Origin of the sequence: Cytobacillus oceanisediminis 2691, assembly GCF_007678455.1 — a bacterium.
GTDB classification, from domain to species: Bacteria; Bacillota; Bacilli; order Bacillales; family Cytobacillaceae; genus Mesobacillus; species Mesobacillus oceanisediminis_A.
On sequence record NZ_VEEP01000002.1, the window covers coordinates 21,679 to 43,440 of the forward strand.

Here is a 21,762-nt window from a genome sequence, read left to right on the forward strand (position 1 = left end):
TTATTTATCGGGTCCATGTTATATATCATCTATGCTGTTTTTCCTGCCAGCATTCCCTTTTGATCAGGAATACAGATGGCAGGCAGCAAAATGACCTGGTTCAATCTCCCGCAGTGCGGGCCTGTCTGTCTTGCAGATTTCCATACACTCCTTACACCTTGTATGGAAGGCGCACCCCTGGGGTGGATTCGACGGACTTGGAAGGTCGCCAGTCAGCAGTACCCCATCCCTTTTGATATCTGGATCTGGAATCGGCACCGCCGAAAGTAATGCCCTGGTGTAAGGATGCAGCGGTTTTTCGTACAGCTTATCCGCATCCGTGATTTCTACTAGTCTGCCTAAATACATGACTCCCACTCTATCGCTGATATGTTTGACCACACCAAGATCGTGGGCGATAAAAATATAGGTCAGCTGGAATTCCTTTTGCAGGTCCTCCAGCAAATTCAATACTTGCGATTGAATGGATACGTCCAGTGCTGAAACTGGTTCATCAGCGATGATCAGCTTTGGCCTTGTCATCAGCGCCCGGGCGATCCCGATCCTCTGGCGCTGGCCGCCGCTGAACTGGTGGGGATACCGTTTGGCATGGTAACTGCTGAGGCCGACTACCTCCAGCATTTCCCTGACCATTTGCTTTCGTTCCTTTTTCGTACCGATTCCATGGACGATGAGAGGTTCCTCGAGAATCTTTTCAACAGTATGCCGTGGGTTCAAAGACGCAAAGGGGTCCTGGAACACCATCTGCATATCCTTTCTGGCCTTGCGCATATCGCTATCAGAAAGGGTCACCAAATCCTTCCCTTCAAACACGACCTGCCCTTCTGTCGGATCAATCAGGCGCATCAGCATCCTGCCTGTTGTCGATTTCCCGCAGCCAGACTCTCCTACCAGACCGAGCGTTTCCCCTTTGTTCACCCAGAAGCTAATATCATCAACTGCTTTGACTGCCCCGGTCTGTTTTCCCAGGATCCCGCCTGTAATAGGAAAGTATTTTTTAAGACCATCAACTTTTAACAGTACTTCTGCCATCGGCTACTCCCTCCTTCTCATGCAACAGGCAGCGAACAGTATGACCTGGCCTGTCAGTTTCATAGAGTTCCGGGTCCACGCTCAGGCATCTGTCCATGACGAATTCGCATCTGGCCGCAAATCGGCAGCCGGTCTTGATTGAACCGGGCTTCGGCACATTGCCAGGTATCGAATATAAGCGTTCCTTTTTATCCCGGATATCAGGAATCGATTTAAGCAGGCCAAGAGTATAAGGGTGCTTAGGGTTTTTGAAGATATCCCCGACAAGCCCTTCCTCAACAATCTTTCCGGCATACATGACAGCGACACGCTGGCATACTTCTGCTACGACACCAAGGTCATGAGTGATCATGATAATCGCCGTATCGAGCTTTTCATTCAAATCCTTCATCAATGCCAGGATCTGCGCCTGGATGGTTACATCAAGTGCAGTTGTCGGCTCATCTGCAATCAGCACCCGAGGGTGGCAGCTGAGTGCCATCGCAATCATGACCCTTTGTCTCATCCCGCCTGAAAGCTGGTGGGGGTACTCCTTGACAATTTGCTCTGCCCTGGGAAGGCCGACAAGCTTCAACATCTCCACTGCCTGCTGATATGCCGCCTTTTTGCCGAGCTTCTTATGTATTTTCAACGCTTCCACCAGCTGTTCACCAATTGTGAATAATGGATTCAACGAAGTCATCGGCTCCTGGAAAATCATCGCCACTTCATTTCCGCGGATTTCCCTCATCCTGGACTCTGAAGCGTGCACCAGGTCTTCGCCATTGAGAAGGATTTCGCCTCCAGCAATTTTTCCCGGCGGCTGCGGAATCAGCTTCATGACGGACAAGGATGTCACGCTCTTTCCACTGCCCGATTCTCCGACTATTCCAAGGATTTCTCCTTTATTGACCGAAAAGCTGACATCATCTACCGCTGGAACCTCACCATCTTTGGTGATAAATGATGTTCTTAAATTTTTCACTTCTAAAACCGGAGCATGTACCACTTGCCTACTCCTTTCTATTACCGAAATATTATTGCTGAATAAAAATAATTCTCTCTGTGTAAAACATTTTATATTAAATGCCCACAAATAGTCCACTGATTTTTCTTAATTATTTAAATATAGTAATAATTTTGAATAGTATTAGGGAATTGGTACTATTTGTATGTCAAAAGCTGATGAAATATGACACGAACGGTATGCTAAGAATTATGGGTAAAATGCTGAAAAACCGATTCTTTCAGAAAAGCTATTTTCACCTTGATTGTTGATTTTCTTTAATAAACTTGAAATCAATAGAATTACAAAGCCTTAAGAAATTCTTCAAATAAAAAAACCGAAGCCAAATTGGCTCCGGTTCTCCTTCTTTTCATTTAATTTTCCAGCTGCTGTACCTGGAACAACCTATGATAGCCGCCCTGTTTTGCCATCAATTCTTCATGGCTTCCAACTTCGACGATTTCACCATGCTCAATCAGGACGATCCTGTCTGCATGGGTGATCGTGGATAAGCGGTGGGCTACTACGAAGGTTGTCCTGTCCTTCGCCAGCTTTTCAATCGCTTCCTGGATAAGATGTTCACTCTCAAGATCAAGTGCTGAAGTGGCTTCGTCAAGAATTAAAATAGGCGGATTCTTAAGGAAGACTCGCGCTATGGCGACACGTTGTTTTTGGCCGCCGGAAAGCTTGACTCCTCTTTCCCCTACTTTGGTATCATAGCCTTCGGGAAGATTCATAATAAATTCATGGGCATTCGCGGCTTTTGCAGCCTGGATTACTTCTTCATCGCTTGCACCTGGCTTGCCCAAAAGTATATTGGATTTCACCGATTCACTGAATAAAATATTATCCTGTGCAACCATCCCGATTTTATCGCGCAATGAACGGACTTTGAATGAGCGGATGTCCTTGCCGTCAAGAAGGATTTCTCCATCTGTGACATCGAAGAATCTCGGAATCAGGCTGACAAACGATGACTTCCCGCCGCCGCTCATTCCAACAAGCACGATCGTTTCACCCTTTTCAACCTCTATATTCAAACACTTCAGTACCGTCTCCCCGTCTTCTTCATACGAGAAGCTAACATTTTTAAAAGAAATGTCACCATGTACTTTTTTCAATTCCACTGCATCAGGAGAATCCTTAATATCATATTTCTCATCCATGAACTCGAATACCCGGTCCATTGAAGCAATCGACTGTGTCAGCGTCGTCGATGAATTCACCAGTCGGCGCAACGGATTGTACAATCTGTCAATATAGGCGATGAACGCTGCCATTTCCCCGATCGTGAGACTTCCGTGGAGTACCTGATAACCAGAAAAGCCGATGACAAGGAGCGGGGCTATATCAGTAATCGTATTGACCACAGCAAATGCTTTTGCGTTCCAGCTTGTATGTTCAAGCGCTTTTGTTAAAAAGTTTTTATTCTGCCGGTCAAACTGTGTCTGTTCATAATCCTCAATCGCAAAGCTTTTGATGACCGAAATCCCGGCCACTCTTTCATGCAGATAGCTTTGTACTCCTGCAAGTGCCTGTGACCGTTCCCTCGTAAGCTTTCGAAGATTCCCAAAGAAGTATCTTACCGAAAAAGCGTAAAATGGAAACAGGATCAGGGAAACGAATGTTAACTTCACGTCCATCGTAAACATGATAGCAGCCGCTATCAAAATCGTAGCAACATCCAGCCACAGATTCATCAGTCCCGTAACAACGAAAGTCTTTGTCTGCTCGACATCATTGATCATTCTCGAGATGACCTCTCCGGCTCTCGTATTTGAATAATATTTATAACTGAGCCTCTGCATATGGGAAAACAATCTATCCCTTATATCATAGAGGATTTTGCTCGCTGTCCATTGCGCGAAATATTGACGATAGTATTCAATCGGCGGCCTGAGAACGACAAAAACAACGATCATGATGCCCATGACCCAGAATAATTTGTCCGTTTTTTCACTCTTGGTCAAGGTATCGTTACCGATGACATCATCGAGCACGAATTTGATCAAAAGCGGAATCAATAATGGAATCGCAAATTTCAGGATTCCGATGATGATGGTGCCAATGATTTGCAGCCTGTATGGTTTGACGAATTTTAAGTATCTGCGGATGCTGCCCAATTTTTTAGTTCCCCCTTATGGAGCCTTGCTCGTGCACGAAACAAAAACCTGTTGAATCGAATCAACAGGCTGAAGCTTGTCTTCCCTGTATGGTTAGCGGCGATAGGTTAAATACCGCTCATAATAAATGTCGATGAAATCTGGTGCAAAAGGTCCCTTCCTTTGCCTGATCCAGCGTTTGAGCTTTTCAACATTGTATTTCAGGATTTTGTCAATCACATCAGGGTACTGCATTTCCTTGCGGTGGCGCTCATATTCATCTTCATCGAGTAGATTAAACGTCATATCTGGAAAAACTTTAATATCGAGATCATAGTCAATATATTTCAGCGCTTCTCCGTCAAAAATAAATGGAGAACTAATATTGCAATAATAATATACGCCATCTTCCCGGATCATACCAATAACGTTGAACCACAGCTGAGAGTGGAAGTAACAGATTGCAGGCTCTCTCGTAATCCAGGTCCTGCCGTCTGACTCCGTGACGACAGTCCGGTCATTTCCGCCGATTACAAGGTTTTGTGTGCCCTTTAAAACGGTAGTTTCTTCCCAGACTCGATGGATGTGCCCATTATGCTTATAACTATGGATTTGAATTGGTTCACCTTCTGTGGGTACGCCCATGTTCTTCTCCCCTACTTTCCTTTCCCGGAAACTTTGCAACCTATCAATGTATATTTATCTCGGTTTCTTTAAAACGACAAAAGGCAACAAAGAACGATTCCTATTTTTTATTATTATAACGGTTAACGAGAGAATTTAAAACAAAAGAGCCATCGATTTCCATCGATGACCCTTTAAAATTGCTTAAATTTTTATAAAAATTCATTTTTTTCGGATGGATTGCTCTTTTCCTGAACTTTTACCGCTTTCTCTTTCAAATGTAAATTCCCGCTTCACGGGTTCTTCAAACTGCTTCACATGGCCGTTACGGAGTAAACATTTTCAACAAGAGGTCTGATGATAAGCAACAATACTAAAAGAGCCTTTATAAAAAATTTAACGTAATGTAACAGCCAACTGCTGATACGTATGAATGACATCCTCCGTCTGCTTTTCGAACATCCGGTGGATTTCCTTCAGATCCTGCTTTTTACGGTCAATTTCCAAGCGAAGCTCCTCTAACTCTGCATTTTGCTTCAGGGCATCCAGCTGCTTTTCAATCTCCTGGCACCTTTCCAGTTCAGACTGCAAATACAGAAGCTTTTCCATTGTTTGCATTTGAGTAGATACCAATTCGTTAAATTTATCCATGCTTATCCACCGCCTGTAAAATTTATCTCCTAATTGTATTCTTTGGCAGCCGTTGAATTCCTTTGACTAGTTATGTAGAGGATTTGGAACCTTTGTCGAATTGTGGACTCCCGTTTTCAGGCATGGAAAAGGCACTCTGCGAGTGAGAGTGCCTTTCATTTAGGTGATATTAACCCTGTTGGCCAGAGTTTTGACCTTTGCGTGCTTCAGCCTGCTGGTTTTGCTGGCGTACTTCTTGAGCGTTTGTTTCGCTCGCGAATTCTGTGCCATATTGACCTTGTGCACCTTGAGCAGATTGAGCATTTTGTTGTCTCACCTGCTGAATGTTAGTTCCAGCTTGAGATTGGTTAGGTTGTTTTGCCATCGTTTATCACCTCCACGAAATATAGATTAACCATCTGTGGGGGTTACTATCCGACTAAATTTTACCAAAATGCTCTCCTTAAACTAAAAGCGAAATTCCTCCGTCAACGATGATTGTCTGGCCGCGAATCATGCTCGATTCATCCTTTAAAAGGAACATGACGGCATTGATCATGTCATCGATTTCGACCATTCTTCCGGCAGGAGTTTTTTCTCTCGCCTCAGCAAGGAGTTCTTCCCTGTTTGGAAAATGGGTCAAAGCTTCCGTATCGACTGCTCCCCCTGAGACCGCATTGACGACGATGTTTTTGCGCGCTAATTCAACAGCCAGGTAGCGTGTCAGGGCTTCAAGCGCTGCCTTTGAGACTCCGACCGTCGTGTAGTTTTCCAAATAACGGATTGAACCAAGTGAGCTGATGCTGACGATCTTTCCGCCTCCATTTCTCTCCATCAGCTTCGCAGCTTCCTGGGCACAGAATAACAATGCCTTGCTATTGATGTTCATTGTCCAGTCCCAATGAGATTCTTCCAGTTCCATTGCTGGCCGCAGCACACCTGATGCTGCATTGTTCACGAACACATCCAGCCTTCCAAACTCTGCATCGATTTGTTCAAACATCGCCTTTATCTTACTGACGTCACCGACATTCGCTTTTACGACGAGAGCCTTCCTTCCAAGTGATTCGATTTGCTCGGCTGTTTCTAACGCTGCCGATTTGCTGCGGGCATAATTGATGACAATGTCATATCCTTCTTTAGCAAGCCTGATGGCCGCTGCTTTGCCGATTCCACGGCTGCTTCCTGTAATGAGTGCTACTTTTTGTGTCATGTGCAATTTCCTTTCCTATCCTCTTTCTGTTAAAAGCGGAATCATGATTTTGTTTCATTTTAGCTTTTTCAGGTATATATGACAATAAGTCTCCCAAAAGAGCCCTGATAAAAAACAGTACCTCAGAAAAGACTAACATTAAGTTTAAACCTAAATGAAAGGATGATCACTTATGTATGTTGGCCGTGATATGACTGAACTTTCGATGATGTCCAAGACTGACTGGAGAGACAGCGAGCTTGCGTTTTTCCATCACTCCCTGCAGCAGATGGTGCCATATTTAAATTCCGAAGGGCAGACCATCCACAGAGAAATTGTTGAAGAAATCGAGCGCAGGGGCGGCCTTAGCCGCGGTGAAGCTGATTACACCCATGGGACAAAAATCAGTTACGATTAGTAACAAAAAGCGTAAGCGCCTCGTTCAGCCCCGACAAGCGCTGGAGGGCCTGACACTGAAGTCGTTCTTTGACTTCATTGGCAGGACCGAAGCGTCTCGAGGGGCTAGGCGCTGAAGCTGGATTAGGAATACCACATGTAGTCATCCATATCGCATGATCAATAATTCCCGATAAACCATGAAAAAAAAGGCTGCTAACCACCTTAGTGATTAGTCAGCCTTTTTAACTTCAAGATACCGCTTCAGCATTTTTTGGTATGGAACCGGAAATGCATATTCCTGGATCTCCTGCTCAGTAACAAGTTTTAACTGCTGAGTTTCCGGAATAGCGCTATCAAAGCTGCCGCTGAATACATGAATATTCCAAATCAGATGGGAGAAAACATGGCCGATTTCGCCTATGGAATCATTTATCTTAGGAGAAAAACCATAAAGTTCTTCAAAATGTCCGGACAGCTGCTCTCGCTGCCTTTGGAATCCGAGGTCTAACTCTACAGTCGGGAACTCCCACAGGTTTGCCAGCAAGCCAGTTTCCGGTCTTTTCCTTATAAGGATCCTTCCACTTTGATCACTAAAGATCCCTGCGGCCAGCTGGATATTTTTCTGCTTCTTCTTTTTCGTTTTTACTGGAAGCTCAGTTTGTACCCCTTCATGGAACGCCTCACAATGGTCCCTGACAGGACAAAGAAGACATGAAGGAGAAGTAGGCGTACAAATTAGGGCTCCCAGCTCCATTAAGGCCTGATTGAAATAAGATGGGTTTTCATGCGATATGATTTCCCTCACAGCCGATTCGAAAATTTTACGGGATGCAGGTCTGGCAATGTCATCCCAAATCAGGAGGATCCTCGACAAGACCCTCATCACATTTCCGTCAACAGCAGGTTCAGGTTTCCCGTAGGCTATGCTAAGTATGGCCCCTGCCGTGTATGGGCCTACCCCTTTTAACGAAGCTATCTCTTCCGGTGAATCAGGGACTTTGCCTCCGTAATGTTCATGGACTTCCTTCACTGCGGATTGTAAGTTGCGGACACGGGAATAATAACCGAGACCTTCCCAGGCTTTCAGGACCTTTTCTTCATCCGCGGATGCAAGCGCCTCTATGGTTGGAAATCTTTCCAAAAATCGATTAAAATAAGGGATGACAGTATCTACTCTAGTTTGTTGGAGCATGATCTCAGATACCCACACTTTATAAGGATCCTGATCCTTTCTCCATGGCAGTTCTCGCTGCTCGCTAACAAACCATCCTATCAAGTCATCCTGAAAGGATTTTTTATCCATTTTATCTACACATTTCTTGATGTCAGTTGCCACTTTTGTTCCTCCAGGTGTTAAACTTTCCGGAAATTTGGGAATATAATATTAACGCTTCTGCTTAATCGCCATGAAGCCAATTCGTTCGAGTCCTCCCGGAACGAAATCCTCCAGCATTCCAAAAACAGAATGGTCCCGGGAAAGACGCATTTTTTTCATTGCATGATAATGGGCTTCAGTCGGCACAAAAAATGATTCAATGAATACATTCCGCTGGCCCGACTGGCTGCATGAAAACATATTTGCTTCGAAATCAGGAAGCATCGCGGAAATTCGATGGATGGCCTCTTGATATTGGCCAAGCAGATTTTGTTTGACTTCGTATTGGATGATCATCTGAATCATTACGCCAGCTCCTTTATGACTAGTAAAGGGACTTAATGGTTCAACCCTTTAAAAGTAAATGATTATTTGCATTGTGACAAGACTTTTTACTTGCCAGTTCATTTATTTAGCTTTTATCAACTATCTAAAAAAGGAGGCGGTTTCCATGGATACTGGTACCCATGTTGTCATGGGGTTCGCTCTGGGCGGGTTGGCGACGCTTGATCCTGCTGTCAGCGAAAGCAGCATCACAGCTAGCAGCGTACTGGTCGCTACACTCGTCGGGTCACAAATCCCTGATATAGATACCGTTCTGAAACTGAGAAATAATGCAGTTTATATACGGAACCATCGCGGAGTCACTCACTCTATTCCAGCTGTCCTTCTTTGGCCGCTGCTTATTTCCGGGACAATATACTTTTTTAATCCGGAAGCAAATTTGCTGCACTTATGGATTTGGACATTCATTGCTGTATTCCTTCATGTTTTTGTCGACATTTTCAATGCTTATGGAACACAGGCACTAAGGCCATTTTCGTCGAAATGGGTCGCATTGGGGGTAATCAATACATTTGATCCGATTATTTTTGCGCTTCATGTCATCGGTTTGTTCCTCTGGGCATTTGGAGCACACCCCGGATACACCTTCTTAACGATTTATGGAATCCTTGTGCTCTACTATATATACCGATTCGTTGTGAAGCATCGAATCAAGTGTGCTGTTGAGAAAATCGTTCCGGATGCGACCGATATCATTATCGCTCCGACAATGCGGTTCAACCATTGGCGTGTAGCCGTCATGAACAAGCACCAATTCTTCGTCGGCCGCGGATACAAACGTCATGTGCGGATTCTTGACCAGTTCAACCGTGTCCCAGTTCCCGAAACTCCGGTGCTTGAAGCAGCAAAAACAGATAAGAATCTATCCGCATTCCTTTCGTTCTCACCTGTTTACCGCTGGGAATGTGATGAATATGATGATTTTTACGAAGTCAGGTTCATTGATTTGCGCTACCGCAGCAACGGGCACTATCCATTTGTCGCAGTCGTGAACTTGAACAAGGATTTGGAAATCCTCAGCTCTTACACAGGCTGGATTTACAGTGAGGAAAAACTAAGAAAGAAACTGGAGTTCATTCCAGGAGAAGGATAAGACCAATATTTATGAGCTGTACCTTTACTATTAGACACAAAACTAACAATGGGGGTGCAGCTTTTGTTTGGCTGGAGTCACTCCAAAACTTTATGACTTCCTTTCCCATGTGGCTGAGGAGGTTTTTCTATTATTAGGTTGGCGGTTTAATTCCAGCTGCTAAGGGTGCAATGAATAAGACTGAACGTGCAATTATTCTGCTTGATGGTGCAATTAACGTCGATCACTGCGCCATTATGATGTTTTACCGTGCAATTATTCAAAAGCTTGCTCAGAGATGCAAAATAGCTGAGCGCTAGAGATGGGATTATGAAACCCACAGTAGTTAATCACACTTAATTGAGCTAATCATGCCGATAAAAAACAAAAATCCCCTCTTAAACGGGGATTCTCTTTGTCAGGTTTATTCCTCTTCCAATAAATGCTTATACTTAGGATTCCTGGCAACGAATTCGTGCAGCTGGCTGCCGTAATTTTCAATCCATTGGCGGACGACTTTTTCTGTCATTTCGCTGCCCATATATTTATGGCCTGCTTTGGCGTATGTCGCTTCAAAGTCACTCCATAACAGCTCGACCCATCTCAAAGCCTGCTCATATGTGATGCCGTTGTTTTTTTCCTGAAGCAGGCTGGCCAGCGCTTCGTGTGTTTCCTGCATCCTGATCACCCTTTGCCAATTTTTAATATAGTTATGATTATGTGTCATTACTCGAATACTATGATTGCGTGCATCCATTCTGGAATGCACGTAATTTTACCCGTCACGGAGGGCATTATGCGAAATAAAGTAACCAATTTCCCGAACCAGAACAATAATAAGCTTGAGGGCGAGCCTCGGGCAAAAGCGGAATACGCTTCAAAAAGAGCCGATGGCACGATCAATACCCATCCTCAGGAGCGCATGTATGCTTCCTCTCACCGTGAAGATGACACTTCAGCTGTCATTAAGGACCATTAAGCATCATCCTGTGGACAGCTTAAGCTGTTCCATCCTTTAACACATGAGCAAAACCAGATTCTTAATTATTCTGGTTTTGCTCTGTTTCCGTTAAAAGGGAAATCGGCAGTGCTTCTTCTTTACCATCTCCGTTAAGACGTGCACCCCAGGCAAATACACCATTCATATAATCGATTTTAAAGTAGGCTCCCGGGTCTCCTTCGATGCCATAGACTTCACCTGGCTTAAAATCATCCGGGTTGAGCATATAGGATCTGGCCATGGCAATCTTCCGCTCATAAACGGCCAGTTCACTTGCCATTCCCATTTGTTCTGCTTTCCTTGCCTTGTCGCGGAGACTGGCGATTTCCTGGTTCAATTCATATTCGGTCATTTCGCTGTAACGTTTTTCTCTGCCCATATTGATTCACTCCTGGATAGTTCTTGCTTTTAACATTCAAGCATTTAAGATATAACTAAATTATAGCATGTTATCTTAAGGAGGCTATCATGAAAGCAATCATTGTGACTGGTGCCGGCACCGGCCTTGGAAAAGAGCTCTCACTGCTGCTGGCCAAACAGGATTACCATATGATTTTGACAGGAAGAACAGAAGATAAACTAAATGCCGTCAAGGAGCAGATTGAACAATCAGGGGGAAGTGCCACCGCAATCACGCTTGACCTTCGCAATCTGGAGGATATCAAGGAGAAAGCGTTGTTGATCAGCAAAAAACATGAATTGTACGGGCTCATAAATAATGCCGGCCTCGGATACTTCGGTCCGTTCTCCGAAAGCTCCGATACAGAAATCGAAGAAATGTTCCAGACAAATGTTTTTGGAACGATCCATATGACTAAGGCCATCCTTCCCTACCTTGAACTGAATCATGAGGGCCTTGTCCTGAACATCGTCTCGACGGCCGGACTACGGGGGAAAAAGAATGAAGCTGTCTATTGTTCCAGCAAATTCGCCGTCAGAGGCTTTACCGAAAGCCTGCAGAAGGAGTACGAAGAAACAGACATCCGTTTCGTCGCTGCCTATATGGGCGGGATGAATACTCCATTCTGGGATGAAAGCGAGCATGTGGCAGACCCGGCTAGGTTTCGTTCTGCTGCTGAAGTGGCCGGAATCATTATCGATAATCTCGAAAAACCCGAAATTGTTATAGAATCGAAAAAATCATGACGCCAGTCATGATTTTTTTATTTCTCATTCTCTTTTTCGGAAATGAATTCATCGATCATTTCCATTGGAAATCCCTTGCGGTACAATGCCATCTTCAGCTTCTGTCTGTATTCACGTTCTGAAAGCTTACTGTACTTGCTGTGCAGTTTTTCTCCTTGAATACGCAATGCATCCATTTCAGCATCGTCTTCTTTTTCAATCTCTGTCTCATCCAAAGCAGCATGTATGATCGAAAATGAATAACCTTTGCGCCTAAGCATCTGTTCAATTTTCTGCTTAAGGATCCTCGATGAGTCCTTCTTATTCTTCAAAGCATATTTTTCACTGAGTTTGATTGCTTTTTCCAACTGTTCATCGAATGAGACCTCATCGACCACTTTTGTGATCAAATCGGGAACAATCCCTTTCTCCTTCAGTTCCAGTTTAATGACTTCCGCGCCTTTATCCGTCGTATTCAGTTGTGTCCGGACAAAAGCGTTGGCAAATTCCTCATCATTCAGGAATTTAAACTCATATAATTTATGGATTGCTTCTTTTATGACGGAATCTGAGATTTCTTTTTTCTTAAGGTGTTCACGGACTTCAGACTCTGAGCGCATGCGGTGTGAAAGATAATTGATTGCTGTATTATAGGCTTTCCGGATATCGTCCTGAAAAAGCATTTCCGTGACCGCAAAGTCATCCAGTTCCATTCCCTTTTTCAAATTATATTTTATTAAAACATCTTCATCGACGCTGAACGCGTACTCTTCTCCCCTTCCGCTGTCGGTAAAAATGCTGTATCTGTCTTTATTGTGTTTTTGGACGGAGATTTTCGTAATGGCTGGCATTTGATTTTCACCTCTAAAGAAACTTTAACACATTCAAAGGAGGTTTATCATTTTAAAAGCAGTACTATATACATAAAAGGAAAACTTAGGAGGTTGACCATGAAAATAGCCATAACCGGAGGAACAGGGCTTGTCGGCAGGGCTTTAAGCAGTGAACTTATCCGTAACGGACATGAAGTATTCATTTTAACCCGGAATAGGAAAGATCAAGGCAGCCATAATCCAAAATTTGTTCAGTGGCTCAATGAGGCTGACAATCCGGAAAATGAGCTTGAAGGCATTAATGCAATCGTGAATCTTGCAGGCGCAACTATTAATGACAGATGGACAGATGAGTACAAACAGAAGATCATGGACAGCAGGATTAAGGCGACCAGCGAAGTGAACAGGATTATCGAGTCACTTAAAAATAAGCCTCCTGTCTTAATCAATGCAAGTGCAGTGGGTTATTACGGCACCTCGCTGACAGAAGTTTTCAACGAACAATCGGATCCAGCTAATGACTTTCTGGCTGACACGGTCTGGCGCTGGGAGGCTGCCGCAACCCAGGCAAAAGAATTAGGCTCCCGGGTGGTGCTTTGCCGATTCGGTGTGATCCTGGATAAAAATGGCGGAGCCTTGCCAAAGATGATGCTCCCGTATAAATTTTTTGCGGGCGGAAAAGTCGGCTCTGGTACTCAGTGGCTCTCATGGATTCATATTGAGGATGTCATTCGTGGAATTATTTATGCAATTGGGAATGACCAGTTGGACGGTCCAGTAAACTTTGTCTCTCCTTCACCAGTAACAATGGATCAGTTTGGCCAAATTTTATCCAAAGTGTTGGGACGCCCCAATTGGCTCCCGGTTCCCTCCTTTGCCCTGAAAATCGCTCTTGGAGATATGAGCATGCTTTTGCTGGAAGGCCAGAATGTCGTTCCCTCAAAGCTTCTAAAAGCCGGTTTTAAATTCAAGTATCCAGAACTTGAAAAAGCCCTTAAAGGAATTTTAGGAAAATAAAGGTGTTTAATCCCTTTCAACAAGGAAATACTTATAAGGTACACACATTGAAAGGGTGAATTGGATTGGATAAGAAAAAAAGGGATAAGACAAAGAGTACATTATCAAGCATGCAGGAAGTTACATACAGCCGAGAATTCAAAAAAGCAGACAGAGCAGGCGGCTATGCAGCTGGAAAGAGATATTAGGCATTAAGGCGCTTCTTTTGGAGGAACATAAAAGTACGGAAATAATGCATTTCCGTACTTTTAACTTTTGAAAGGGGTTTTTCGAATGGGAAGAGCACATGGACACAAAACACGTGATCGCAATAAAGCATCCCTTCCACAAGTACCAAAAAACATGAAATCTGATGGCATTGATGTAGAATTCGATCGCGATTTAGCTGACCACGATGATCTTGAAGCAATGGCACGTTCAAAAGCTGCAGACCAGCGTGCCAAAAGCAGAAGAAAATAACCCTCTCATATAGGAAAAAGCAGAATCAAAATGATTCTGCTTTTTCCTTTTAAGGGAAGGGGGAATATCTACGGTTAGCAAATCAGGAACTTGAGTTTGTGAATTACTTCACTAACTTTCGATACTTCTAATTTACTCCCAACCGCTTCATTAAACAAGTATTTTCACTAATTGTACAAAAATAAGTTACCCACATACATGTGAATATTGTTAATAAATTCTCTAAAAGCTTTTAATATTAGGGTTTATTTATCTATCGTAATTTAGCGATATTTCTGTGGATAATGTGGATAAAGCTGTGGAGTACTTATAAATAATAGTTTTTGTTTGTTGATAAGTTTGAGGATAATTAAATTGGCTATAATATTTACCCTTTTATTAATGCAATAAAACCTATATCCCGTAATCTGAACGGTTCATTATTTAATAATATTCTTCTTCATTACCAATACTAACGTGAGAATGTAATGATCATTATGGAGGGATCACTAATGGCAAGAAGGAATAAGATCCTTGTACCGGAAGCCAGGAAGGCACTTGATGATCTAAAAGCACAGGTAGCCGGTACAATAAAAGCGGAGGATGCAAAATTTGAAACAGCCAAAGAGGTTGGCGTTCCCCTTAATAAGGGTTATAACGGTAATCTTTCAACCCGGGAAGCTGGAAAAGTTGGGGGAAAATTGGGTGGAAGCATGGTCCGGGAGCTCGTGAAAATGGCACAGGAAAATTTACGGAAACAGTAAAGACTTCAAACATTTGTAAAAAAACAGTTGACATCTGCTGGAAAATGAAATATAATGAATAAGCTTCGCCAAAAGGAAGTAACTTGAGTCACAACCAATACTATGTAAACAATTAATGGCGTTCTGCTTTTATTTTTAGGTAACAACTTATTCACACTGGATCGGCTTCGGAGCCGTAAGGATGCAAGAGAGGTAGGGCTTGCGTCGTTTAGGTTAAAAATGGTCAAGTGGAATTTTGTACCGCGGCAAAGTTTATAAATGGATGATTTATTATACATCTTGTGGAGTAGCAAGTTACTTGAAAGCGAACCGATGACGGTTCGCTTTTTCTATTTGTCCGATTTTCTTTGAAAATCATTACATGGCTTCATTCCCCTGAAGTGGATCTGCTCCTGCTGCATCCTTATTATACGTTGGCAGGATGATCGTGACTTCCGTTCCTACTCCTAAATCACTCTTGAATGCAATAGACCCGCCCATCGCTTCAATGATTTTCGTTGAAACGGATGTACCAAGTCCGGTACCTTTATCTTTAGTTGTGTAAAAAAGTGTCCCAAGACGTGCCAGCTGCTCCTGATCCATCCCTTTACCTGTGTCTGAGACGATGACATAAGATTCTGGCCCTGCCGATGCCTGGCTGACAAAGACCTCCCCGCCTTCTTCCGTGGCTTCGATTGCATTCTTTATTATATTCACTAAAGCTTGCTTCAGCTGGTTCCGGTCGGCTTTTGCAAACACACCCCACTCAAGCTTTACGTTCACCTGTACCCCTTCTTTTGCGGCAAAGGCTTCCAGGAGGATGGTTACTTCTGTAATTATTTCAGCCAGTTCTGCGTCCTCCAGCTTTTCAAATTGCGGCTTTGCGAAATTCAGGTAATCATTAATGATTGACTCAGCCCTTCCAAGCTCAGTCAGAACCAGACTCAAATAGTAAAAGTTATCTCCCTTTTCCTGCTTGTGCATCATTTGCAGAAAACCTTTCACTACTGTCAGTGGATTCCTGATTTCATGTGCAATGGACGCTGCAAGTTCCCCCAATGTATTAAGCTTTTCAGCCCTGAGGATTTCTTTCTTCATCAAATCCTTTTCTATCAATGCCTCATTGAGGAAAGCTGCTACCCATACAGAGAAAATCTGTATCACACCAAAAATCGTTATGTTCATCAAGACCTTATTTGAATCTTCTGATGCTGCTGCATTACTGAGAAAAGTATTAGTGATTAAAATGATAAGCATAGAAAGTGATGGCCAGAAACCAACAATAACCGCTGTCCTGACCCTCTTCTTAGCATCAAAGGTCCAAAAACTCTTCATGAACAAGAATGGAAACAATGCTGCCAAAAAACCGCTCGCATAACCGAGAAGGAGATCCCCTCCCATGAATGTCCTTGTTGCAAGATAAGTAAATAAGACCATCCCCCCTGCAATCGGCCCCCCATACAAAAAGGCTACTACCAAAGGGACATACCGAAGATCCCAGTATAATCCGCCCAGTTCATATGAAAACGCAAGCGAGAGAAACAGAGCCAGGCTTTGCAGGATTCCGCATAAATAAGGTGATTTCCCAACACTTTTGTTATCAAAAAGAACACCATGAATAAAGATAGGCAGCAAAATGATCAAAACATTCAACAGGAGTTTCTCGACGAGCATTTTATCTTCTCCAATCGAAGAGCGTTAAATAGTATAGCCCAAACGCAATATCCACTTTTAGAAATACGACAAAGTTTTCATGATTCCTCTATTCCCCGGGAAATTTGTCATATATTAGCATTGTGAACATAAAAAAGGAGCCCTGAGGCTCCCTGCTATGAATTCATTAACATTTTCTTTTCAAGCTGGCTTGTATAAAGTTCATGGTAAAAACCTTTTTGTGCCAGCAATTCGTCATGACTGCCCTTTTCAATGATTTGTCCATTCTCTATAACGATAATCTGATCGGCATTTTTAATCGTATTCAAGCGGTGGGCAATGGTGAAGCTTGTTCTTCCCTTCAGCAGATGCTGGAGGGCTTCCTGTATTTTCAACTCAGTGATTGTATCAATGCTGCTTGTCGCTTCATCCAGTATCAAAATCGCAGGATCAGCAAGGATGGCTCTGGCAATCGATAGTAATTGCTTTTGCCCCTGGCTTATCCCGGCATCATCCTGGCTAAGCTCAGTATCATACCCTTCCGGCAATCGTTGAATGAAGGAATGGGCATTTGCAGCCCTGGCAGCCTTCTCTACCTCCTCATCGGAAGCATCCAGTCTTCCATATCGAATATTCTCCCTGATGCTTCCCTGGAACAAAAATGAATCCTGGAGGACGAATCCCATTTGTTTCCTCAGGCTGTCACGGGTGATTTTCTTACTGTCGTGCCCATCAATCATAATCATCCCCTGATCTGGTTCATAAAAACGCGAAATCAAGTTGATGATTGTCGACTTGCCAGCACCCGTAGGGCCAACCAATGCAATCGTTTGGCCAGGTTCTGCGTTAAAATTCAAATCAGAAACGGTATCTCCCCCCTTTTCATAGGAAAAAGATACATCCTTGAACTCGACCTTTCCGGTGATGCCAAGGAGAGGTGCAGCTCCTTTTTCGTCTACAGCCTCTTCCTCCGTATCAATGATGTCAAAGACACGATCGGCTCCTGCAACAGCTGACAGCAAGGTATTGAACTGATTCGACAGATCATTCAACGGTCTTGTGAATTGTCGGGAGTATTCGGTAAAGATAACAATTGTCCCAATCGTTACATATCCTTTTAAGGCGAAGAAACCGCCCACTCCTGCCACGATGGTAAAGCTAAGGTTATTGAGCATATTCATCAATTTCGGGATAAAGCCTGTAAATGTCTGTGCCCAGTAACCTGATTCCTTCAGTTGCTGATTTTTTATGCGGAACTCTTCAATGACTTTTGGTTCCTGGGAAAAGGATTTGATGATTTTTTGTCCGGAAATTGTTTCCTCAATATATCCATTCATCTCTCCAAGCCTGCGCTGCTGTTCCTTATATAGTTTGCCGGTACGGCTCGTAATCCACTTCATCCCCATGAACATCAATGGAACGATAATCATCGTCACCAGGGTAAGCAAAGGACTCAGCCAAATCATGACCGCCAATGTTCCCGCAAGGGTAAGCACGCTCGAAAAAATCTGGATGACAGAGGAATTCAGGGTCGCGCTGACATTTTCGATATCATTGGTGACCCGGCTCATCAGCTCTCCATGCTGGCGTTTGTTAAAGAAATCAATCGAGAGCTTGTGAAAATGGCTGAAGAGCTGCCTCCTCATTATATAGACAGTCTTCTGAGCGATGCCGATCATCCAGTAGCTTTGGAACCACAATGTTAAGGAATGCATCACGTAAACTGCACCTAGGCCGATTAATAGCCAAGTGAAACCATCAGCTGATTCTGTCGCAAAATACTGATCGATGCCCCATCCGATCAAGAATGGGCCCAGCAATCCAAGCGCTGAACTCGCCACCACCATTAACAGGACCAGGATCAGCAGGCTCCGTTGGCCTGCAAGATAGGACCAGATCCTCCTGATTGTCGGTCCAATCCCCTTAACCGTACTTTTATTGCTGCCTGCCTTGTTTTCTCTTTGCCTTTTTAGCATCCTGCCTTCACCTCCCCGAACTGGGAGTTGTAGATTGCCTGATAAAGCGAAGAATGTTTGAGCAGGTATTGATGGTCGCCATAGCCAATTAAAGCTCCATCTTCCAGCAAGAGAATTTTATCAGCTTCCTTGGCGGTGCTGATCTTTTGTGTAATGATGACTGTTGTACACTCATATTTGCTTATGGCTTGTAGCAGCTTTGCTTCTGTTTTTAAATCCAGCGCACTAGTGCTGTCATCGAGCAGAAGGATTTTGGGTTTTTTAATCAATGCACGAGCAATGGATAATCGCTGCTTCTGTCCGCCCGAAAGGTTGACACCTTTCTGCCCGAGAAGCGTATCATATTTGTTCGGCAGTTTCTGGATTGTTTCGTGGATTTGGGCATCTGATGCTGCCTTGACCAACTCCTCTTCGGTCGCATCCTGCTTGCCCCAGGCGAGGTTCTCCTTGATCGATCCGGTGAACAGCAATGCCTCCTGAGGAACGTAGCCGATTCCCTCCCTGAGACTTTTAAGCTTAAGATCCTTAATATTCTTGCCATCGATTCGGATTTCTCCGCTTGTTACATCGTATAAGCGCGGGATAAGCTGGAACATTGCCGTTTTTCCCGCACCGGTCGCTCCAAGGACCGCTACGGTTTCTCCCTGATCGATCTTAAACGATAAATCTGCAAGAATCGGAATATTGGTGTCTGGGAACTGGAATGAGACCTTATCAAACTCAATTTTACCTGCAGAAATTCCGTATACATCCTGGCTTCCAGCGGTATCTTCAAGATCGACTCCCTCATTCAGTACTTCCGTTACACGCTCAGCCGATGCCCTGGAACGTGAGAATACCATTATGATCCATGAAAACATTGAAAAAGCAGCAGTAATCCTCGCAGCGTAGTTCACGATCGCGACCACTTCACCTACAGACACCCTGCCAGACTGAACGTCTATTTTTCCAAACCATAGAACCGCAATGACGCTTAAATTCATGAATAGCAGCAGCACTGGAATCGTTGCTTCAGTCACCCTCAAAGCAAACACTGTTCGTTCTCTTAGTTTATTATTCGCTTTTTCAAATCTAGTACCTTCATAATTCCCCCTGGCAAAAGCTTTGATCAACCTCATGCCAACAAGGTTTTCCCTCATTACGCCATTCACTCTGTCAAGACGCTTCTGAACACTTTTAAATAAACCTGCAGCCTTCCTCATGATCCAAATTAGGAAAATCAACAGTGGCGGGATGATGATGACAAACGGCAGGGCCAATTTCACATGAACCATCATGGCCATGATGATTCCCCCGATCACAAGAAGTGGGGCACGCATCGCAATCCGCAGGCTCATGAAGAACGTATTCTGCAGCTGGGTCACATCATTGGTGATCCTCGTGATCAAAGAAGAGGAGGGGAAATGGCTGAAGTTTGTGAACGAAAAAGCCTGGACTTTCGCAAACAGCTTTTCTCGAAGGTCAAAGCCAAAACTCTGGCCTGCACGGGCAGCTATGAACGAGTTCGCAATACCCGATGCAAAGGCAAGAAAGGAGATTCCAAGCATGACTCCGCCCCATTTGATGACCGTGTCAAGATCCCTTGCGACAATCCCTTCATCGATAATCTTAGCAATCAAAAGCGGCTGGAAAAGTTCAACAGCCAATTCGATAAGCATTAAGCTTAGTGCAGCTGCGATTGGAATGCGATATGGTTTTACAAATGAAAATATACTCATAGAAAACGTACCCCCAGTTGACCAATAACGTTATTTCGTCTTCCGAATTTTTATACCTTCTATCATACTCTTTTTGGTGAATTTTTTGAATTGAAAGATAAAAAAACGATCCATTTTTTGGACCGTCAACATTTGTTCCTCCCCGACATCAAGTTCCTTTCTTTGGTATCTCTATAACTTTCTATTGAAAAGAACGTAAGAATAAATATAAGGCGCAATGACGGTAACGGCAATCACGCTGAAAAGCACTGCTTCCTTCCAATAACCAGGAACGAAGGTAGCCAATATCATGGCCAGACCGCCAAAGAAAAAGATTTTTGAAGCAGCCCGATGTGTCTTTTTCCATACTTCATCACTGCTGAGTGTCCATGGAGTTCGAATGCCAATGAAAAAGTTAGACCGGACCTGAGGCATATAGTTTCCAAGGATCATAAAGATAATTCCGACAACCAGCGGGCCGATACTGCCAAAAGGGACATCATACCCAATCGCATTTGCCAGCATCAGTATGTTGATGACAAAAAGGACTCCTATAATGGCATTTAATATAATGCGATAACTTTTCGAGAAGTACTTATAGTTTGTTTTCCTTGGATCTACTTTTGGCAAGAAAGCCATGGATATATACAGGATCACCATGATACCAAGTGTAGAGAACATTGCATTGAGCTTAGAAGCAAAACCATTTGCTTCCCCGTTTACATCCCAGTGAATCGGCATTTGTTCAGGCAGCTTCGGAAACGCAATAATCCACGCAAGGATCAGGAGGCCGATCATAGTCAAAGGCAATACATGCTTTTTCATTTTATTTTTCCCCTTCCCGGTCTTTATTATTTTCTGTAAAGCTGAACGCCCAGCTGATGAGCTCCTGGAAGACAGTCGTATGAAGAGAATAAATGATGAACTGTCCCTGCTTCTCATCCTGGATCAAACCGGCATTCTTCAGCAGCTTCAAGTGTTGTGAGATACTCGGTTTTGTCATGTTAAACTGGTCTGCGATTTCTCCAGCAGTCATATCCCTATCCTTCAACAGATCGAGGATCTTTCTTCTGGTAGGGTCTGAAAGTGCTTTGAAAGCATCATTCAAGCTAAATACCTCCCTTTGTTTGAGATAATTTAAGTATTTAGTTATTTAACTAAATACTAAATCATTTTCCTGATTTTTGCAATTCTTTTTCAAATTAAAACCGGCTGCACTTTGACAGCCGGCTCATTTATTAGGTTATTCAATAAGGTTACATTTAAGAGTTAATAGTGCCCTTAGGCAGGAATGTCCCTTCTCATAAGGGCACCTTTCTCTCTTTTTCGTACCCTTATACAAGTGTTTCCCTTCTCATAAGGGCACCTTTCTCTCCTTTTCGTACCCTTATAAGGGAGTTTCCCTTCCCATAAGGGCACCTTTCTCTCCTTTTCGTACCCTTATAAGGGAGTTTCGCTTCCCATAAGGGCACCTTTCTCTCCTTTTCGTACCCTTATGCAGGAGTTTCCCTTTTCATAAGGGCA

Annotated in this window: 25 protein-coding genes; 8 read left to right on the top strand and 17 right to left on the bottom strand. The window is 43.6% G+C overall.

Going from position 1 to position 21,762, the window contains the following annotated elements; translation table 11 throughout:
- Positions 1-63: 63 nt before the first annotated feature.
- The 7 genes from FS736_RS03705 to fabL form a co-directional block, all read right to left on the bottom strand.
- Entirely contained in the window at positions 64-1,032 is a 969-nt protein-coding gene (locus tag FS736_RS03705) for an ABC transporter ATP-binding protein (RefSeq protein ID WP_144475031.1), read from the bottom strand.
- Positions 1,007-2,020 (bottom strand): ABC transporter ATP-binding protein, encoded by a 1,014-nt coding sequence (locus FS736_RS03710; protein WP_144475032.1) that lies wholly within the window; start codon positions 2,018-2,020, stop codon positions 1,007-1,009. The genes FS736_RS03705 and FS736_RS03710 overlap by 26 nt, the downstream gene beginning before the upstream one ends.
- Before the next feature lie 371 nt (positions 2,021-2,391).
- On the bottom strand, positions 2,392-4,140 hold the full coding sequence (locus FS736_RS03715; RefSeq protein ID WP_144475033.1) for an ABC transporter ATP-binding protein: 1,749 nt from the start codon (positions 4,138-4,140) through the stop codon (positions 2,392-2,394).
- Between the two features lie 93 nt (positions 4,141-4,233).
- Positions 4,234-4,764 (bottom strand): nucleoside tri-diphosphate phosphatase, encoded by a 531-nt coding sequence (ntdP, locus tag FS736_RS03720; RefSeq protein WP_041967592.1) that lies wholly within the window; start codon positions 4,762-4,764, stop codon positions 4,234-4,236.
- 375 nt (positions 4,765-5,139) lie between these two features.
- Complete coding sequence (locus FS736_RS03725; protein WP_144475034.1) at positions 5,140-5,394, bottom strand: YgaB family protein; 255 nt, start codon at positions 5,392-5,394, stop codon at positions 5,140-5,142.
- 169 nt (positions 5,395-5,563) lie between these two features.
- Complete coding sequence (locus tag FS736_RS03730) at positions 5,564-5,758, bottom strand: gamma-type small acid-soluble spore protein (RefSeq protein ID WP_144475035.1); 195 nt, start codon at positions 5,756-5,758, stop codon at positions 5,564-5,566.
- A 78-nt stretch (positions 5,759-5,836) separates the two neighbouring features.
- Entirely contained in the window at positions 5,837-6,586 is a 750-nt protein-coding gene (fabL, locus tag FS736_RS03735) for an enoyl-[acyl-carrier-protein] reductase FabL (RefSeq protein ID WP_144475036.1), read from the bottom strand.
- Positions 6,587-6,758: 172 nt separating this feature from the next.
- Here fabL and FS736_RS03740 point away from each other — a divergent pair, with 172 nt between their 5' ends.
- Complete coding sequence (locus FS736_RS03740) at positions 6,759-6,983, top strand: hypothetical protein (protein ID WP_144475037.1); 225 nt, start codon at positions 6,759-6,761, stop codon at positions 6,981-6,983.
- 210 nt (positions 6,984-7,193) lie between these two features.
- Here the strand turns inward: FS736_RS03740 and mutY are convergent, their stop codons facing one another.
- Together mutY and FS736_RS03750 are read right to left on the bottom strand one after the other, a co-directional pair.
- Positions 7,194-8,267, bottom strand: coding sequence for an A/G-specific adenine glycosylase (gene mutY, locus FS736_RS03745; protein ID WP_144475523.1), 1,074 nt, complete (start codon positions 8,265-8,267; stop codon positions 7,194-7,196).
- Positions 8,268-8,348: 81 nt separating this feature from the next.
- The gene (locus FS736_RS03750; protein ID WP_144475038.1) at positions 8,349-8,645 is read right to left on the bottom strand and encodes a hypothetical protein; all 297 of its coding nucleotides are present in this window, start codon (positions 8,643-8,645) and stop codon (positions 8,349-8,351) included.
- A 145-nt stretch (positions 8,646-8,790) separates the two neighbouring features.
- On the opposite strand from FS736_RS03750, the gene FS736_RS03755 reads away from it, so the two are divergent.
- On the top strand, positions 8,791-9,777 hold the full coding sequence (locus tag FS736_RS03755) for a metal-dependent hydrolase (RefSeq protein WP_144475039.1): 987 nt from the start codon (positions 8,791-8,793) through the stop codon (positions 9,775-9,777).
- Between the two features lie 403 nt (positions 9,778-10,180).
- On the opposite strand, the gene FS736_RS03760 is transcribed toward FS736_RS03755, so the two are convergent.
- Positions 10,181-10,435 carry a YfhJ family protein gene (locus FS736_RS03760; RefSeq protein ID WP_144475040.1) on the bottom strand — a complete coding sequence of 85 codons (255 nt, stop codon included), beginning with the start codon at positions 10,433-10,435 and terminating at the stop codon, positions 10,181-10,183.
- A gap of 117 nt (positions 10,436-10,552) precedes the next feature.
- Between FS736_RS03760 and FS736_RS03765 the strand changes: the two genes are divergently transcribed.
- On the top strand, positions 10,553-10,735 hold the full coding sequence (locus tag FS736_RS03765) for a small, acid-soluble spore protein K (RefSeq protein WP_144475041.1): 183 nt from the start codon (positions 10,553-10,555) through the stop codon (positions 10,733-10,735).
- Between the two features lie 61 nt (positions 10,736-10,796).
- Here FS736_RS03765 and FS736_RS03770 read toward each other — a convergent pair whose 3' ends face one another.
- On the bottom strand, positions 10,797-11,135 hold the full coding sequence (locus FS736_RS03770; protein ID WP_144475042.1) for a YfhH family protein: 339 nt from the start codon (positions 11,133-11,135) through the stop codon (positions 10,797-10,799).
- Between the two features lie 89 nt (positions 11,136-11,224).
- Between FS736_RS03770 and FS736_RS03775 the strand changes: the two genes are divergently transcribed.
- Positions 11,225-11,902, top strand: a complete 678-nt coding sequence (locus FS736_RS03775; RefSeq protein WP_144475043.1) for an SDR family NAD(P)-dependent oxidoreductase — start codon at positions 11,225-11,227, stop codon at positions 11,900-11,902.
- A gap of 17 nt (positions 11,903-11,919) precedes the next feature.
- Here FS736_RS03775 and recX read toward each other — a convergent pair whose 3' ends face one another.
- Positions 11,920-12,732 (bottom strand): recombination regulator RecX, encoded by an 813-nt coding sequence (gene recX / locus FS736_RS03780; protein ID WP_144475044.1) that lies wholly within the window; start codon positions 12,730-12,732, stop codon positions 11,920-11,922.
- Positions 12,733-12,831: 99 nt separating this feature from the next.
- Between recX and FS736_RS03785 the strand changes: the two genes are divergently transcribed.
- The 4 genes from FS736_RS03785 (at position 12,832) to FS736_RS03800 (ending at position 14,933) form a co-directional block, all read left to right on the top strand.
- Positions 12,832-13,731 carry a TIGR01777 family oxidoreductase gene (locus FS736_RS03785; protein ID WP_144475045.1) on the top strand — a complete coding sequence of 300 codons (900 nt, stop codon included), beginning with the start codon at positions 12,832-12,834 and terminating at the stop codon, positions 13,729-13,731.
- A gap of 65 nt (positions 13,732-13,796) precedes the next feature.
- Positions 13,797-13,919, top strand: a complete 123-nt coding sequence (locus FS736_RS03790) for a YfhE family protein (RefSeq protein ID WP_144475046.1) — start codon at positions 13,797-13,799, stop codon at positions 13,917-13,919.
- Between the two features lie 85 nt (positions 13,920-14,004).
- The gene (locus tag FS736_RS03795; protein ID WP_144475047.1) at positions 14,005-14,190 is read left to right on the top strand and encodes a YfhD family protein; all 186 of its coding nucleotides are present in this window, start codon (positions 14,005-14,007) and stop codon (positions 14,188-14,190) included.
- Positions 14,191-14,681: 491 nt separating this feature from the next.
- A complete protein-coding gene (locus tag FS736_RS03800) occupies positions 14,682-14,933 on the top strand; it encodes an alpha/beta-type small acid-soluble spore protein (protein WP_144475048.1) in 252 nt (83 codons plus the stop codon).
- A gap of 357 nt (positions 14,934-15,290) precedes the next feature.
- On the opposite strand, the gene FS736_RS03805 is transcribed toward FS736_RS03800, so the two are convergent.
- The 5 genes from FS736_RS03805 to FS736_RS03825 all read right to left on the bottom strand — a co-directional run bounded on the left by FS736_RS03805 (position 15,291) and on the right by FS736_RS03825 (position 21,346).
- Positions 15,291-16,586 carry an ATP-binding protein gene (locus tag FS736_RS03805; RefSeq protein WP_144475049.1) on the bottom strand — a complete coding sequence of 432 codons (1,296 nt, stop codon included), beginning with the start codon at positions 16,584-16,586 and terminating at the stop codon, positions 15,291-15,293.
- Positions 16,587-16,741: 155 nt separating this feature from the next.
- A complete protein-coding gene (locus FS736_RS03810; RefSeq protein ID WP_144475050.1) occupies positions 16,742-18,541 on the bottom strand; it encodes an ABC transporter ATP-binding protein in 1,800 nt (599 codons plus the stop codon).
- Complete coding sequence (locus tag FS736_RS03815) at positions 18,535-20,259, bottom strand: ABC transporter ATP-binding protein (protein WP_144475051.1); 1,725 nt, start codon at positions 20,257-20,259, stop codon at positions 18,535-18,537. The genes FS736_RS03810 and FS736_RS03815 overlap by 7 nt, the downstream gene beginning before the upstream one ends.
- A gap of 171 nt (positions 20,260-20,430) precedes the next feature.
- Positions 20,431-21,063 (bottom strand): SdpI family protein, encoded by a 633-nt coding sequence (locus FS736_RS03820; RefSeq protein WP_144475052.1) that lies wholly within the window; start codon positions 21,061-21,063, stop codon positions 20,431-20,433.
- 1 nt (position 21,064) lies between these two features.
- Entirely contained in the window at positions 21,065-21,346 is a 282-nt protein-coding gene (locus FS736_RS03825) for an autorepressor SdpR family transcription factor (protein WP_144475053.1), read from the bottom strand.
- Between the last annotated feature and the right edge of the window lie 416 nt (positions 21,347-21,762).